Genomic DNA, 15,976 nt, shown 5'->3' with positions numbered 1-15,976 from the left:
AAGCGCTGTCCCGAACCTACTGAGACGTTTCAAGCCACGTCAAGCCGGGAACCGGTATCTGCGGGCGCTGGCGGGGTCGGCGACGCCCGCTCCGCGGCGCCGTCGTCGAGGTGCGCAGTCCCCTTGGATCCGCGTCGAACGATCCGCCATCCGTCGAACCGCGGTCTGCTCAGCCCACGCGGACCCGAGCCGCGGATCCTTCACCGCCAGACCCGATGCCAGCGCCCCTCGACGACGGCACCGCTCCGCTCGCCCTTCGGCACGCCCAGATGTTCTGAGACACGGCGAAAGAGCCGAGACACGGACGATTCGGGCCGGAAGTGCAATTCTCGGCGCTTTCCCCTTGCCTCAGAACACGCGGCGCGGTCAGCGCGCGCCGGGTGCGGGCGAATCCGGCGATTCGGGATCCTCCGTGTCCTCGGGCTCCTGCGGTGTCGCGAACGCGTACGCGAACGCGACCATGAGCCCCATGCCGATCGCGAGGTAGGCCCAGCTGTCAAGCGCGATCGAGAGAGAGACGCCGAAACCCATGCCGAGCGCGACCCCGATGCCCCAGTTGGGCTCGCGGGATCCGCTCTGCTCGTCGCTCATGCCCCCACGCTATGAGCCGGCGCTACGGGGCGCCTCCGTCGCGCGACGGATCCTCGTCGTCGCCCTCGTCCCGCGCGAGCGAGGCGAACACGTAGGCGACTGCTGCCGCGAATACCGCCGCCAGCACGAAGAACGCCCAGCTGTCGAGGATGAGCGCGACCACCGCGGCGAGCGCGATGCCGAGCGCCAGCCCCAGCCCGCGCCTGCGGGGTCCGTTCGCCTCGCCGCCCATGCTTCCCACGGTATGAGGGGGCCCGGAGCGGGGCGAGGGGGCGGCACCGTTCGTGCACTGAGACACGGGGATATCGCCGAGAATCGCGATATCGAGCCGACTCGTCCGTGCCTCAGCGATTCCCCCGTGTCTCAGAGCAGCGGGCGCCCCACCTCACCCCCGGTACAGCGGCCACTGCGCGCCGACCGCGAAGCAGCCGACGATGAGCGCGGCGGTCGCGAGCACGACGCCGAGGTCGAGCCACCCGTAGTGCAGTCCGCCGATGCGGATGCGCCGCCCCCGGCCATCGATCGTCGCGAAGGTGAAGCCCCGCGCCTCGAGCGCTTCGACGGTCGTGCGCACCGACTTCGCCGTGTTGAGGAAGATCGGATAGAACGCTCGGACGGCGAGCGTCGCCCAGTGCGCGATGTGCCGCCAGCCGAGGAATCCGGCCTTCGCGGGCGGAGCCTGACGCAGCCGATAGCCCTCCATCACGGTCGAGAACTCCTCGACGAGGATCGGCATCATGCGGTAGCCGTACGACACCGCGAACGCGATCGATGGCGGGCAGCGCAGGGCGAGGAGCGCGTCGGAGAGCTTCTCGGGATCCAGTGAGACGAACGCGGCGAGACTCGCGAGCGACACGACGCCGATCTTCATCGTCACCTCGGTGAGCGCGACGAAGGTCGTGAAGTCGCCGCCGAACAGCGTCGCGGCGAGCACGAGATACACGAGCTCGAAGCCGAGCCCGATGACGAACAGGCCGAGGACGAGAGGGCCCACGCGTGCGACGGCGACCGATACGACGCCGAGCAGGAACAGGCAGGCGATGGTCGTGAGATTGTGCGTGAACCAGGGAGCGAGCGCAAGCATCACGTACCAGCCGAGCACGGCGCGCGGATCCATGGCCGCGAAGAGTCCGCCGCGGGTGGAGTAGGCGGTGCGGATGAGCTCCAGCTTGATCCATTCGACGCTCAGCACATCTCGCTGCTTCCGTGCAACCGTCATACCGGCACCTCCGTGCACGTCAGCGCGGCCGCGAACTCGGCGACGGTCAGGGGCACGGGATCCATGTCGAGCGCGCGTCCGAGCTGCACGACCTGCGGCGGGACGAGCCGCGCGCGGTCGAGCAGCTCGTCATCGGCGAAGAGCGTGCGCGGTGTCGTGTCGGCGACGATGCGACCCGCCTCGAGGGCGATGACGCGCGTCGCCCATTCGGCGACGAGGTGCATGTCATGGGTCGCGATGACGGCGCAGGAGATCGTGTCGTCCAGGTCTGCGAGCATGTCGATGACGTCGTCGCGACTCGCGACGTCGAGGCTCGCCGTCGGCTCGTCGAGCAGCAGGAGCGAGGGCCGCATCGCGAGGCCGATCGCCAGGGTCGCGCGTCGCTGCTGGCCGCCCGAGAGGGTGCGTCCGTCGCGATCGGCGAACTCCGTCAGACGCACCCGCTCGAGGATCCGGTCGACGACGGCGGTCGTCTCGGGGTCCCGTCGGCTGCGCGGAAACAGCTCCGCGTCGGCCCGCACCGACTCCTTGAGGAACATCCGCTCCGGCTGCTGATACAGGTATGCCGCCTTCTCGGCGAGTCGGCCAGCGCGCGAAGCGCGGGTGCTGGATCCGTCGAGCAGCACGTCCCCCGATCGCGGCACGTGGATCCCCGCCAGCAGACGCATGAGGGTCGTCTTGCCGGATCCGTTGCCGCCGATGATCGCGACGCGATCACCCTCGCGCAGCGCCACATCGAGGTCGTCGATGACCGGCTGCACCTCTCCCGACACGCTGCGGAAGCCGTGGCAGACGCCGCGCGCCTCGACGACGGTCGCCCGTTCGATGACGGGGGCGACGCCGCCGGCGAGCCGTGCCGATCCGATGGCGCGCGCGGAGCGGATCCGCTCTGCCGCCTCGCCGACGGAGCGCGCGACGCCGCCGACGCCCGCGGCGCGCAGCGCGTCGACGATCTGCGGGGCAGGGATCCCGTGATCGGCGAGCTCGCCTGCGCGCTCGAGCGCCTCTCCCGCCGGCAGGTGCCAGACGGGCGCTCCGTCGCTCATCAGCACGACCGAGCGCGCGTACTGGGCGATGAACTCGGCGTGGTGCTCGATCGTGATGACGGTGATGCCGCGCGCGCGATTCAGCGCGGTGAGCTGCTCGTAGACCTCGTGAGCCGCCGCCGGATCGAGCTCGGCGACGGGCTCGTCGACCACGATCACCTCGGGACGCATCGCGAGAACGGAGGCGAGCGCGACCCGGTGCGCCTGGCCGCCCGAGAGCTGCCAGACGAAGCGATCGGCGAGGTGCGCGATGCCGACCGCGGCGAGCGCCTCCTCCGTGCGTTCGGCATGGTCGTCGAACCCGAAGTTGATCGGGCCGAACGCGACCTCGTCGCGCACGGTCGGCCGCACGAGCTGGTTCTGAAAGTCCTGGTAGACGTAGCCGACCGTCCATGACAGGCGTGCGACCGAGGATCCCCAGGTGTCCTCCCCCGCGACGCGCACCGAGCCGGCGAACTCGCCCGACCAGTAGTGCGGCACGAGGCCGTTGAACGTCTTGCAGAGCGTGGTCTTGCCGGATCCGTTGCCGCCCACGATCGCGACGAAGTCGCCGCGCTCGATCGTGAGGTCGACGTTGCGCAGGCAGTCGCGCGCGGCACCCGGGTACCGGAAGCTGAGGTCGCGCACCTCGATGACGGGATCGGACATCACTCGCCCCGTGCATCGCGGCGCGAGCGCCACACGGCGAACAGGATGCTCGCGATGACGAGGACGATCACCACGGCGCCGACGCCCACCCAGAGGAAGCCGTCGCCGAACTGCTCGCGGAAGTCGCCCCCGACGGATCCGACCTCGAGGTCCCACGCCTCGAGGAACGCGAAGAAGAAGGATCCGATGCCGGCCAGGATCGCGACGACGACGAACCAGCCGGCGCGCGGGACGGATCCGGGGATCCGCCTGCCCGGTTCGCGCGGCTGCAGGCCGAGCATCGGCTCGATGCGGCGATAGAGGGCGGGGACGAGCCAGATCGCGGGGATCGCGCCGAACAGGATGCCCGACATGAGGATGTCGACGCCGAACCCGATGCCCTCGAGCAGGAGGACCGACTCGGGCAGCCCCTGGACGTACTCCGCGTCCTCGACGCCGATCCACACCTTCGCGAGATCGACGGCCGCCGAGAGGAGCTTGTCGATGCCGACGATGAGAAGCGAGCCGAGGATCACCTGCGGCCTGCTGAGCGGGTTGCGGATGACGGATCCGGCGATGTAGATCGCGAGGAACATCTGGATGAAGCCCTCGACCTCGGCGAGGCCGGAGAAGTCGCCCATGAGGAGGTCGGTGAAGACGATCTCGCCGAGCGGGGCGCCGAGCGCGACCCAGAAGGGGCTCACGAGCGCGGCGAGCGTGATCGGCACGAACACGAAATAGCTGACGGAGAAGTCGACGGGCCCGATCGTGATGTCGGGGATCACCTCGAGGATGATGTTCGACAGCCCGAACAGCGCCATGGAGAGCACGAACACCATGAGGTTCTGCGGCGTGGAGGTCGTGGGGCCGGCGCCGCCGCGCAGCTCGCCGCGGCGGACATCGGTCTGGGGAAGAGACATCGCGGAGTCCTTTTCGGATCGGGGGTCAGGAGCGGGCGGCCGCGGGCACGGCCGAGATGAGGGCGATGAGGTCGCCGGGCTCGTCGACGACGTGCGTCGCGAGACCCGAGGCGAGGGCGGCGTCGATGTCGACGTCCGGGGTGGCCCCGCCGCGCACGATGGCGCGGTGAGCGACGCCGGCGGCCCGGGCGGCCACCGCGTCGTTCTGCGGCTTGTCGCCGAGGAACCAGGTGCGGGCGGGGTCGGCGCGGGCGATGAGGAGCGCCTCGCGGACGAGCGTCGAATCGGGCTTGCGCACGCCCGCCTCGTCCGAGCAGACCGACGCGCCGATGAGGTGGTCGATTCCGTGGGCCGCGCACTCGGCGCGCACGGCTCGTCCGCTGACGGTATTCGAGACGACGACGACAGGGACGCCCTGCGCCCGGCACGAATCCAGCAGGTCGCGCACCCCCGACCGCACGGTCCGTCGTGACTTCGCACGGCCGTACCGGGCCATGATGTCGTGCGCCTCGGCGGTCAGCACGGCGCGCTGACGGGCGCTGAGGGTCGAGCCGAACCAGTCCCGCCAGAACTCGACGGGGTCGACCTCGGCGAGAGGTGCGTCGTCCTCGACGAATCGCCGCGCCGCGCCGCTCTTGAACGCGCGATGCGACGCGCGGGTGCGCGTGATCAGGTCGCGCACGCCGTCGGGATCCGGGTCGCGTTCCGGCCCCGCGAGCAGACGGGAGAGCCAGTCGGCGAACTCGTCGAGCAGCGCCGGGGCGGGTTCGGACAGCGAGATCACGCCGCCGTGATCGATGAGGAGGGCGGGTCCGCCGGCCGGCTCGAGCACGACGACGCCGTTCTTCGCTGGGGCGGCCGAATCCGCGGCGGGCGGCCCGGATTCCGGCGTCGTCGTGCGCACGGCGTCGGGCGACGCGACGGCGGGCGTCCCCGCGACCGCGGCGCGGAGGGCCTCCACGAGCCCCTCGGGCGTCTCATAGACCGCGTCGGCCGCGGCGTCGATCGCGAAGGGCGGATCGTCGGTGTGGTGGCTGCGGGTGAGGATCACGGCTGCGGCCCCCGCGCGGCGGCCGGCGACGACATCGCGGTCCTGCGTGTCGCCGACGTACCAGCAGCGATCGGGTGTCGTGCCGCAGGCCTCCGCGGCGAGCGCGAGGATCCCGGGATGCGGCTTGCGCAGCCCGACCTCGTCCGAGTAGCACTGCACGACGAACCGCTCCCCGAGACCGTGCGTCTCGAGCACGATGCGGTGGCTGCGGCCGGAATGCGCGTTCGACACGATGCCGACCGGGATGCCGTGCGCGTCGGCGAGGTCGAGCAGCTCCCGGATCCCCGGACGCACCTCGTGCTCCGAGAGCGTCGTCGTCACGTCGACGAGCACGTCGCTCGCCTCCGCCGTGAGCAGCGCGCGAGACGCGGCGTCGAGGTCGGACACGAGGAAGTCGCCGACGATCTCGCGCGGCGCCAGCTCGCGCGGGAGGCGTCGGCGGCTCTGCGCGTGCTTCCAGTGCTTCAGCGCCGTCAGGCCCGCGTCGACCGAGGCATGCAGGCGGTCGACGTCGGCAACGATCTCCGCGCGAGCCAGGCGGGCCGCGAGCGCCTCGGCCAGGCGGCGCTTCCCCGCCCGGTCCTTCCGCGTCTGGAAGATCACTCCGCCGAAGTCGAGGAGCAGCGCGTCTGGAACGTTCCAGATCGGCGCCAGAGGGGTCATCTGCGAGTCAGTCACGTCGGCGACGCTACGAGTGCGGCGTGACCAGCGGGCAGATCCCCGGTGAACATCTCCGGAACGTTCCAGCACCGCCGCGGCGAGACGCCGCCGCCGCGCGGGGCACTGGAAGACTGGGGCCATGACCGGTTCGCCCCGCCGCCCGACGATCGTCGACGTCGCGCGCACGGCGGGTGTCTCGAAGTCGCTCGTCTCCGCGGCGCTGCGCGGCGAGACCGGCGTCAGCGCCGCGAGCAGAGCGCGGATCCTCGCCGCCGCCGATGACCTCGGCTACCGGTCGAACGGGTGGGCGCAGCGCCTCGTGAGCGGGCGCAGCGACCTCGTCGGCGTGCTCCTCACCGACCTGCGCAACGCCTATCAGACCGAGATCGTCAACGGCATCGAGGACGCCGCCCACGCCGCCGGGTTCGACGTCATCCTCAGCCACGGCCGTCGCGACCGCGACCTCCTGCGCACGCGCCTCGGGGGGCTCGTCGCGCTCGGCGTCGACGCCGTCATCGCCGTCACCGGCCACCTCGACGCCGACGACCTCTCGGTCGTCGCGGGTCGCCTCCCCGTCGTGGTCGTCGGGCGCCCCTCCTCCGTGCCGGAGGCGGCGGGCTGGATCCGCAACGACGACGAGACCGGCGCACGCCTGGCCGTCGACCACCTCCACGTCCAGGGACACACGCGCATCGCGTACGCGCATGCGTCGTCACGCCCCGCCTCGCTCGCACGCCGCGATGCCTACCGAGCGCTCACGACCGCGCCCCGCGAGTACGACGTGCGCGACACCGGCGTCGCCCGTCTCCTCGACGACGTCGCGGCCGGCGTCGTCACCGCGGCGTTCGCGGCGAACGACCGCATCGCCGCGCAGATCGTCGCCGAGGCGATCGATCGCGGCATCCGGGTCCCACAGGATCTCGCCGTCGTCGGATACGACAACACCGAGCTCGCCGACCTCGTGCGCCCCGGTCTCACGAGCATCGATCAGCCGCGCGGCGACATGGGCTCCTCCGCCATGGCGCAGGCGCTGGCGCTGCTCGACGGCGCCGCGCCGACCCGCGAGGTCGCCGCACCGACGCTGGTGGTGCGGGCGTCCTCGGAGACGCCCCGAGCCGCTGGCGATGCGCCGACGCGCTGACGACACCACGGGATCCGCGGGAATCTCGGCGCATCACCCGCGCGTCGGGGCACGCGCTGCGCGACTCGTAGGCTGGTCACCATGGCCTGGATCCGCAGCAGCACCCGCACGGCATACGAGAATCCGTGGATCCGGGTGCGGGAGGACGACGTCACCCGCCCCGACGGATCCGACGGGATCTACGGCGTCGTCGAGCTGCGCCACCCGGCCGTCTTCGTCGTCGCCCTCGACGAGGACGACCGCGTGCTGCTCGTGCACGTCGACCGCTATACGGTGGGCCCGTCCTGGGAGGTCGTCGCGGGCGGATCAGACGGCGAGGACGCCGAAGTCGCCGCGCGTCGCGAGCTGCGCGAGGAGTCGGGCCTCGAGGCCGACGAGTGGATCGAGGCCGGTCACATGAACGCGCTCAACGGGATCTGCGTCGCCCCCGAGACCGTGTTCGTGGCGCGCGGGCTCCGCGCGGCCGCCGATGCGTCGGCGCACCAGGCCGAGGAGGGCATCTCCGAGGTGCGCTGGGTGCCGTTCGCCGAGGCCCTGCGCATGACGGCGACCGACGAGATCTCCGACGGCGAGACGATCGCGGCGCTGACGATGGCGGCGGCACGGCTCGGTCGGCTCTGAGCCCATCACGGCACGCAGAGCCGCCGCTTCGTCACCGCTTCTCGCGTCCTGCCGTCGTCCGACGACGCCCGATGGCGTATCATCGACGCGTCCTGTCCCCGACGATCGGAACGAACCGGTGCGCCACCTCGGAATCGCGTAACCCGCGCTGACCCGACGCTCGCCCCTGAGCATCGTGCAGCGCCTTCTCGCGCTGATCCGTCGATGCTCGCCCGTTCTTCCGGCATGCCGTCCCGGCTTCAGCGCACCCCTGCACTGAATCCGGAGGACCCATGCCCGCTCTGACACTCGACCATCTCTCGTTCACCTGGCCCGACGGATCCGCGGCCCTCGACGACCTGACCGGCACGTTCGGCGACGAACGCACCGGACTCGTCGGGAGGAACGGATCCGGGAAATCGACCCTGCTACGGCTCGCGGCGGGGCAGCTGACGCCGACGTCCGGGCGCATCACGCCGTCGGGCGACGTCGCGTACCTCCCCCAGAAGCTCACCCTCCAGGCGGATCTGCGCGTCGCGTCGCTCCTCGACGTGCAGGAGCCGCTCGACGCCGTCCGCGCGATCGAACGGGGCGACGTCGATCCCGCCCGCTTCGACGAGGTCGGCGACGACTGGGACGTCGAGGCCCGCACCCAGGCCGCGCTGGCGGAGGCCGGCCTCGCCCCCGACATGCTCGACGCCCGCGTCGGCCAGCTGTCGGGCGGCGAGGCGATGCTCGCGGCGCTCACGGGGATCCGCCTGCGGGCCTCCGCCGTCACGCTGCTGGACGAGCCGACCAACAACCTCGACCGGGCCGCGCGTCATCGCGTGCACGAGATGGTGCGCTCGTGGCGCGGCGCGCTGATCGTCGTCTCGCACGACCTCGACCTGCTCGAGCTCATGGACGCGACGACCGAGCTGTACGCCCACCGACTGTCGACGTTCGGCGGGCCCTACTCGGAGTGGCGTTCATGGAGGGACGCCGAGCAGGACGCCGCCCGCCAGGCCGAGGTCGACGCGAAGAAGGTCCTCGCCCGCGAGAAGCGGCAGCGGATCGAGGCCGAGACGAAGATCGCACGACGGGCCCGAGCAGGCAGGAAGGCGGCCGAGTCGCTGCCGAAGATCCTCGCGAACGCGCGCAAGAACGCGGCGGAAGTCACTGCGGGGCGTCTGCGCGGCGAGGCGCAGGGCAAGGAGGCGGAGGCTCGTGCGGTCCTCGACGATGCCGGCCGACGCGTGCGCAGCGACGATGAGATCGCCCTGGACCTGCCGGATCCGGGCGTCGCGGCCGGGCGGCGGATCCTCACTCTCCGAGACGGCGACCGTCAGTGGGTCGTGCAGGGCCCGGAGCGGGTCGCGCTCATCGGCCCCAACGGCGGCGGCAAGACGACGCTGCTGGAGTCGCTCCTGGCGCACGACGCCGTCGGTTCTGGCCCTCGGGGGCTCGAGACCCCCGATTCGGCCGATCCGTCCGAGATCCGGCGACATGATGTCTCGGGTGAGCTGCACACCGACCGCGTGGCGTACCTGCCGCAGCGGGTCGACGGGATCGACGAGGCCGCGAGCGCGCTCGACGTCGTCGCGGCGGCCGCTCCGCACGTACCGGAGAAGGAGCTGCGCAATCGGCTCGCGCGCTTCCTCATCCGCGGTGACACGGCGAACCGGCCGATCGGATCCCTGTCCGGCGGCGAGCGCTTCCGCGTCGCGATCGCGCGGCTGCTGCTCGCGGATCCGCCGCCGCAGCTGCTCATCCTCGACGAGCCCACGAACAACCTCGACATCGACACGGCGGAGCAGCTGCTCGAGGCGCTGCGCACCTATCGCGGGGCCGTGCTCATCGTGAGCCACGACGAGGCGTTCCTGCGGCGCCTGGGTCCGGACGTCGTGCTCGAGCTGGCGGAAGGCGGCCTCACCGCGCAGGACGCGGCCGATGCCGGGGCGCCGGCGGGCTGATCGGGGCAGCGCGGCCGATGCCGGGGAGGGACGCCGACACCACGCAGTCGATCCGGGCGCGAAGGCGCCGATCGTGCCGGATCCACCCGATTCGGGTGCGGATCGACTGCGTCGTACCGGCGCGGATCAGGTGAGCTGGAGGCCCGTGATGCAGGTCGCGTCGTCGTCGCCGATCGTCGCGATCTCGGCGGATCCGATGTCGCCGTCGTGCGTGATCGTGACCGTCGCGGCGATGTCGCGCGGCACCCACACGCCGACGAACCCGTTGTCGTAGGTCGTGCGCGTCTCGTCGAGGATCGTCTCCCCGTCATCGCTCACGACCGTGACGTCGATCTCCTCGCCGCCCAGCTCCCCGACACAGGTCGTGAGGCTGTGGAAGTGGCACTCGTGGGTCATCTCGCGGAACGGCGCGACGGCGATGTACACCTCGTCTTCCGGCATCGGCAGACGCGTCTCGTCGTGCGCGTCGTCGGCCAGCACGACCGCGTCGGGCTGGACGGACGCGATGAGCCCTTCGGGACGTTCGGCGAGGGGCGTCGCGTCGAGCCGCTCGATGACGTCGGCGGTGTCGAGTCCGTCGAGATCCCACGCGGCGAGGAGGTCGCTGCCGCCCGCAGACGAGGTGGGGGCGGATCCCTGCGGGGCGGCGGTGCAGCCGGCCAGCAGGGCGGCGGACAGGGCGAGTGCGGCGATAGCCGCGGGACGATTCTTCATGGGTGTCTCCGATCAGGGGTCGCACGTAGGGCGCCGCCTCGGCGGCGGCGCGGGAGAAGCGGGCGCGCGCCGAGGGCGCGCTGCCCGACTCACGTGCGGCTGATGCAGAGAGCGTGCAGCGAGGGCGGCCGCGGCGGAGCGGGGGCGGCCGCGAGAGGACGGGTGTGGGGGAACCAGGCGGCGCGCATCCACGCGGTGACGGCACCGCGCGGGAGAACGAGGAGCAGGACGAGGAAGAGCGCCATCGCGCAGGCGATCGTCATGCCGGCCGCGTCGTCGGCACCGCAGGTGGGGCACAGGCCGTCGTGCCCGTCGGAGGCCGGTGCGGCGACCGACGCCGACGCCCCGGCGGCCGGAGGGTCGGCGAGCCCGCGCTGGTCGAGCGTGTGCATGGCGAGCAGCCCGACGATCACGACCGCCACGAGAGCGCCGGCCCCGAGCAGCCGCCGGAGGGTGCGACGACGCCCGTCTCGGGGACCCGCCGACGCCGCTCGCATGCCGCCCATTCTAGGGTCGGCGCGCACGGCGGAACCGGATGCGCCACGTGGGTTCCGTGCGCGGCGGCTTCGTTTGTCGGAGGTCCGCGACAGGATGGATCCATGGACGCACTCGACCGGTTCAGCGCACCGACCGCGGAGTGGTTCCGCGGCGCGTTCGCGGGGCCGACCGAGGCGCAGAAGGGGGCGTGGCAGGCGATCTCGCAGGGTCGTCATGCGCTCGTGGTCGCGCCGACGGGATCGGGCAAGACCCTGTCGGCGTTCCTCTGGGCACTCGACCGCGTGTTCCGCGAGGGGCCCGGCGACGGCCCGCTGCCGGGCTTCGAGGCGCGCGAGCGTCCGCGCGACGGAAAGCGCCGCACGAAGATCCTCTACATCTCGCCGCTCAAGGCGCTCGGCGTCGACGTCGAGCGCAACCTGCAGTCGCCGCTCGTGGGCATCTCGCAGGCCGCACGGCGCCTGGGGGTCGATCCGCCGTCGGTCACCGTCGGAGTGCGCTCGGGCGATACGCCGTCGAGCGACCGGCAGAAGCTCGTGCGCACCCCGCCCGACATCCTCATCACGACGCCCGAGTCGCTCTACCTGATGCTCACGGCGAGCGCGCGCGACACCCTGCGCGAGGTCCACACGGTCATCGTCGACGAGGTGCATGCCGTCGCCGCGACCAAGCGCGGCGCGCACCTCGCGCTCTCCCTCGAGCGCCTCGACGAGCTGCTCGAGGCGCCCGCCCAGCGCATCGGACTGTCGGCCACGGTGCGCCCCATCGACGAGGTCGCACGCTTCCTCGGCGGAGCCGCACCCGTCGACATCGTCGCCCCGAAGGCCGCCAAGACCTTCGACCTCTCCGTGCGCGTGCCGATCGACGACATGCAGAATCCGCCGCCCGCGGCGCCGCGCCCGCCGTCGCATCGCGCCGATCTCGCGGGGGCGAGCTCCGGCGATCCGATGGCGCCCGCCGACGACCGCTTCTGGGAGGGCACGCCGGGCGCCGACGGCGCGTCCGACGCCCCCGCCCAGGGGGCACCGGACGACGACGAGTGGTTCCGCACCGAGAACGTCGAGGTGACCGGATCCATCTGGCCGCACGTCGAGGAGGCGATCGTCGACCGCGTCCTCGAGAACCGCTCGACCATCGTGTTCGCGAACTCGCGGCGGCTCGCCGAGCGGCTCACGGGGCGGCTCAACGAGATCCACGCCGAACGTCTCGGGCTCGACGTGCCGGGGCCGACCGTCCCGGCGCAGATGATGGCCCAGTCCGGCCAGGTCTCGGGCGTCGCACCCGTCCTCGCGAAGGCGCACCACGGATCCGTGTCGAAGGATCAGCGCGCCATCGTCGAGGAGGAGCTCAAGTCCGGCGTGCTGAGGTGCGTCGTCGCGACCAGCAGCCTCGAGCTCGGCATCGACATGGGCGCCGTCGATCTCGTGATCCAGGTCGAGGCGCCGCCGAGCGCCGCGAGCGGACTGCAGCGCGTGGGACGCGCGGGGCACCAGGTGGGCGAGATCAGTCGCGCCGACCTGTTCCCGAAGCACCGCGGCGACGTGCTGCACACGGCGATCGTCACGGAGCGCATGCTGTCGGGCCAGATCGAGGCGATCGCGGTGCCGCAGAACCCGCTCGACGTGCTCGCCCAGCAGACGGTCGCCGCGTCGGCGCTCGACTCCGTCGACGTCGAGCGCTGGTACGAGCAGGTGCGCCGCAGCGCGCCGTTCCGGTCGCTCCCGCGCAGCGCGTTCGAGGCGACGCTCGATCTGCTCGCCGGCCGCTATCCGTCCGACGAGTTCGCCGAGCTGCGCCCGCGCATCGTCTGGGATCGCGACCGCGGCGTCTTCGAAGGACGGCCGGGGGCGCAGCGACTGGCCGTCACGAGCGGCGGCACGATCCCCGATCGCGGGCTCTTCGGCGTCTTCGTCGCGGGCGAGACGCAGAACGCGCGGGTCGGCGAGCTCGACGAGGAGATGGTCTACGAGTCCCGTGTGAGCGACGTCTTCACGCTCGGCACGACGAGCTGGCGCATCGTCGAGATCACGCATGACCGCGTGAACGTCGTTCCCGCCTTCGGCCAGCCGGGGCGCGTGCCGTTCTGGACGGGCGACGGCCTGGGGCGTCCCGCCGAGCTCGGCGAGGCGCTCGGACGCCTGGTACGCGAGCTCGCCTCGGCGACGCCGGAGGCCGCGCAGGAGCGCATGCGGGCCGCGGGTCTCGACGAGAACGCGCGCGCGAACCTCCTCGCGTATCTCGACGAGCAGCGCGAGGCCACGGGGTCGCTCCCGACCGACCGCACGCTCACGGTCGAACGCGGCCGCGACGAAGTCGGCGACTGGCGCATCATCCTCCACTCGCCCTACGGCATGCACGTCCACTCCCCGTGGGCGCTCGCCGTGAACGCCCGCATCCGCGAGCGGCTCGGCGTCGACGGATCCGCCGTGGCGAGCGACGACGGCATCGTCGCGCGCATCCCGGATGCCGAGTCCGACCCGCCGGGCGCCGAGCTGTTCGTGTTCGAGGCCGACGAGCTCGAGCAGATCGTGACCGACGAGGTCGGCGGATCCGCGCTCTTCGCCTCGCGCTTCCGCGAGTGCGCCGCGCGGGCCCTGCTCATGCCGCGCCTGCAGCCCGGCAAGCGCATGCCGCTGTGGCAGCAGCGGCAGCGTTCGGCCGCGCTCCTCGAGGTCGCGCGCGGGCACCCGACCTTCCCGATCATCCTCGAGACGCTGCGCGAGGTCCTGCAGGACGTCTACGACCTGCCGGCCCTGCTGCGCATCGCCCGCGGCATCGGCGAGAGGCGCATCCGCCTGGTCGAGAGCGAGCCGTCGCAGCCGTCGCCCTTCGCACGCGACCTGCTGTTCGGATACGTCGGCGCGTTCATGTACGAGGGCGACTCGCCGCTCGCGGAGCGCCGTGCGGCCGCGCTGTCGGTCGATCCGGCGCTGCTCGGCGAACTGCTCGGCCGCGTCGAGATGCGCGAGCTGCTCGATCCCGACGTGATCGCGCAGTTCGAGCTCGAGGTGCAGCGCCTCGCGGCCGATCGTCGGGCGCGCGGCGTGGAGGGCGTGGCCGATCTGCTGCGCCTGCTGGGGCCGCTGACGGCCGCCGAGGTCGCGGCGCGTCTCGACGGCGACGACGGCGCCGCCCCGCCCGCAGCGCCCTCCGATGAAGCGCCGCCGCCGGGCGCCGCGAGCACGGCGCAGGCCGCGGCGCACCTCGACACCCTCGTCGCCACCAGGCGCGCGATCCGCGTGAGCGTCGCGGGCGTCGAGCGCGTCGCCGCCATCGAAGACGCGGGGCGCCTGCGCGACGCCCTCGGCACGGCGCTGCCGGTCGGCGTGCCCGTCGCCTTCACGGAGCCCGTCGCCGATCCTCTCGGCGACCTCGTGAGCCGGTACGCGCGCACCCATGGTCCGTTCGCCGTCGCCGACGTCGCGAGCCGGTTCGGCATCGGCGCCGCCGTCGCCCGCCACGCGCTGCAACGTCTCGAAGCGCAGGGCCGCGCCGTCAGCGGGTTCTTCCTGCCCGAGGGCGCAGCGGCCTCGCTCGCCGACGAGGCCGAGTGGTGCGACGCCGAGGCGCTGCGGCGCATCCGCATGCGGTCGCTCGCCGCGCTCCGCGGATCCATCGAGCCCGTCTCCCCCGACACGTACGCCCGCTTCCTGCCGGCATGGCAGCATCTGGATCGTCCGCTCGAGGGGCTCGACGGCGTTCTGCAGGTCGTCGAGCAGCTCGCGGGGGTGCCGATCCCGGCGAGCGCGTGGGAGTCGCTCATCCTGCCGAGCCGCGTGCGCGACTACGCGCCGTCGATGCTCGACGAGCTCACGGCGACGGGCGAGATCGTCTGGTCGGGCCACGGCGCCATCACGGGGCGCGACGGCTGGATCGCCCTCCATCCCGCCGATGTCATCGCCCTGACGATCGAGCGCGACGACGCCGATGTCGCCCCCGATTCGCTCGACGCCCGAGTGCTCGAGGCGCTGGCGACGGGAGGGGCGTTCTTCGCCGCCCAGCTCACCGACATGGTGGCGTCGCGCCTGCCCGACATCGACGCGGCCGCCGTGTCCGAGACGGCCGTCACCGAGGTGCTCTGGCGGCTCGTCTGGACGGGAAGGGTCACGAACGACACATTCTCGCCCGTGCGCACGCTGCTGTCCGGCGGATCCCAGAGCCACAAGGTCGCCCGCCGTCCGCCACGCACCCGCACGTTCCGCGGCGTCTCGTTCTCACGCCCCGCCGCGTCCGCCTCGCGTCCGGCGACGACGGGCGGGCGCTGGTCGCTCCTGACCGCCCCCGAGTCAGACGACACGGTGCGCGCGGCCGCCCACGCCTCGATGCTGCTCGACCGATACGGCGTCGTGACGCGCGGATCCGTGCAGTCCGAGGGGGCACCGGGGGGCTTCGCGCAGGTCTACCGCACTCTCGCGCAGTTCGAAGAGGCCGGCCACTGCCGCCGCGGATACCTGATCGAGAAGCTCGGCGCCGCCCAGTTCGCCGCCTCGCCGACGACCGATCGGCTGCGCACCTACGCCGCCCTTTCCGACCCGGCTCCGCTCGCCGCACGCGTGCTCGCGGCGACGGATCCGGCGAACCCCTACGGAGCCGCTCTCCCCTGGCCCGCGCTCGACGACGTCACCCACCGGCCGGGACGCAAGGCCGGAGCGCTCGTCGTCCTCGTCGATGGTCAGCTCGCCCTCTATCTCGAACGCGGCGGCCGCACGGTGCTCGCCTTCACCGACGCCGAGTCGGTGCTCGCCGCCGCCACCCGCGGCATCGCCGACACCGCCCGCGAGCGGCGCCTCGAGACCCTCACGGTCGAGAAAGTCAACGGCGTGTTCGTCTTCACGTCTCCCCTGTCGCGCCATCTCCGCGCGGCCGGGTTCGTCGAGGCGACCAAGGGCCTCACGCTGCGCAAGGAGATGCGGCGATGAGCACGCGTGCGCTCCTGCGGAGATGCGCACTCCCGAGGACT

General features: G+C 72.4%; 12 protein-coding genes. 4 read left to right on the top strand and 8 right to left on the bottom strand.

The genetic code is table 11. The features are described 5' to 3' along the window. Positions 1 to 366: 366 nt before the first annotated feature. From KOL93_RS02290 to KOL93_RS02265, 6 genes are all read right to left on the bottom strand, one after another. The gene (locus KOL93_RS02290) at positions 367 to 591 is read right to left on the bottom strand and encodes a hypothetical protein (RefSeq protein WP_221583674.1); all 225 of its coding nucleotides are present in this window, start codon (positions 589 to 591) and stop codon (positions 367 to 369) included. 22 nt (positions 592 to 613) lie between these two features. Then, positions 614 to 823 carry a hypothetical protein gene (locus KOL93_RS02285; RefSeq protein ID WP_221583673.1) on the bottom strand — a complete coding sequence of 70 codons (210 nt, stop codon included), beginning with the start codon at positions 821 to 823 and terminating at the stop codon, positions 614 to 616. A 153-nt stretch (positions 824 to 976) separates the two neighbouring features. Then, complete coding sequence (locus KOL93_RS02280) at positions 977 to 1,810, bottom strand: energy-coupling factor transporter transmembrane component T family protein (RefSeq protein WP_221583672.1); 834 nt, start codon at positions 1,808 to 1,810, stop codon at positions 977 to 979. Beyond that, positions 1,807 to 3,504 carry an ABC transporter ATP-binding protein gene (locus KOL93_RS02275; protein ID WP_221583671.1) on the bottom strand — a complete coding sequence of 566 codons (1,698 nt, stop codon included), beginning with the start codon at positions 3,502 to 3,504 and terminating at the stop codon, positions 1,807 to 1,809. Before KOL93_RS02275 ends, KOL93_RS02280 begins: the two co-directional genes overlap by 4 nt. After that, positions 3,504 to 4,403: a cell division protein FtsQ gene (locus tag KOL93_RS02270; protein ID WP_221583670.1), complete on the bottom strand. Its 900-nt coding sequence runs from the start codon at positions 4,401 to 4,403 to the stop codon at positions 3,504 to 3,506. The genes KOL93_RS02275 and KOL93_RS02270 overlap by 1 nt, the downstream gene beginning before the upstream one ends. Positions 4,404 to 4,428: 25 nt before the next feature. Then, the gene (locus tag KOL93_RS02265) at positions 4,429 to 6,132 is read right to left on the bottom strand and encodes an HAD-IA family hydrolase (protein ID WP_221583669.1); all 1,704 of its coding nucleotides are present in this window, start codon (positions 6,130 to 6,132) and stop codon (positions 4,429 to 4,431) included. Between the two features lie 121 nt (positions 6,133 to 6,253). Here KOL93_RS02265 and KOL93_RS02260 point away from each other — a divergent pair, with 121 nt between their 5' ends. The 3 genes from KOL93_RS02260 to KOL93_RS02250 all read left to right on the top strand — a co-directional run bounded on the left by KOL93_RS02260 (position 6,254) and on the right by KOL93_RS02250 (position 9,807). Next, positions 6,254 to 7,255, top strand: a complete 1,002-nt coding sequence (locus tag KOL93_RS02260; RefSeq protein WP_221583668.1) for a LacI family DNA-binding transcriptional regulator — start codon at positions 6,254 to 6,256, stop codon at positions 7,253 to 7,255. An 81-nt stretch (positions 7,256 to 7,336) separates the two neighbouring features. Continuing rightward, the gene (locus KOL93_RS02255; protein ID WP_221583667.1) at positions 7,337 to 7,876 is read left to right on the top strand and encodes an NUDIX domain-containing protein; all 540 of its coding nucleotides are present in this window, start codon (positions 7,337 to 7,339) and stop codon (positions 7,874 to 7,876) included. Between the two features lie 272 nt (positions 7,877 to 8,148). Next, a complete protein-coding gene (locus KOL93_RS02250) occupies positions 8,149 to 9,807 on the top strand; it encodes an ABC-F family ATP-binding cassette domain-containing protein (protein WP_221583666.1) in 1,659 nt (552 codons plus the stop codon). A gap of 126 nt (positions 9,808 to 9,933) precedes the next feature. Here KOL93_RS02250 and KOL93_RS02245 read toward each other — a convergent pair whose 3' ends face one another. Beyond that, positions 9,934 to 10,521, bottom strand: coding sequence for a CueP family metal-binding protein (locus KOL93_RS02245; RefSeq protein WP_221583665.1), 588 nt, complete (start codon positions 10,519 to 10,521; stop codon positions 9,934 to 9,936). An 89-nt stretch (positions 10,522 to 10,610) separates the two neighbouring features. Next, complete coding sequence (locus KOL93_RS02240) at positions 10,611 to 11,018, bottom strand: DUF6153 family protein (RefSeq protein ID WP_221583664.1); 408 nt, start codon at positions 11,016 to 11,018, stop codon at positions 10,611 to 10,613. Positions 11,019 to 11,120: 102 nt separating this feature from the next. Between KOL93_RS02240 and KOL93_RS02235 the strand changes: the two genes are divergently transcribed. Then, positions 11,121 to 15,935, top strand: coding sequence for a DNA glycosylase AlkZ-like family protein (locus tag KOL93_RS02235; RefSeq protein WP_221583663.1), 4,815 nt, complete (start codon positions 11,121 to 11,123; stop codon positions 15,933 to 15,935). The last annotated feature ends 41 nt before the right edge of the window (positions 15,936 to 15,976 follow it).

The sequence above is a fragment of the Microbacterium salitolerans genome, assembly GCF_019720895.1.
Taxonomy (GTDB): Bacteria; Actinomycetota; Actinomycetes; order Actinomycetales; family Microbacteriaceae; genus Microbacterium.
Note: the sequence above shows the minus strand (reverse complement) of the source record. Positions and strands in the feature narration are given on the sequence as shown.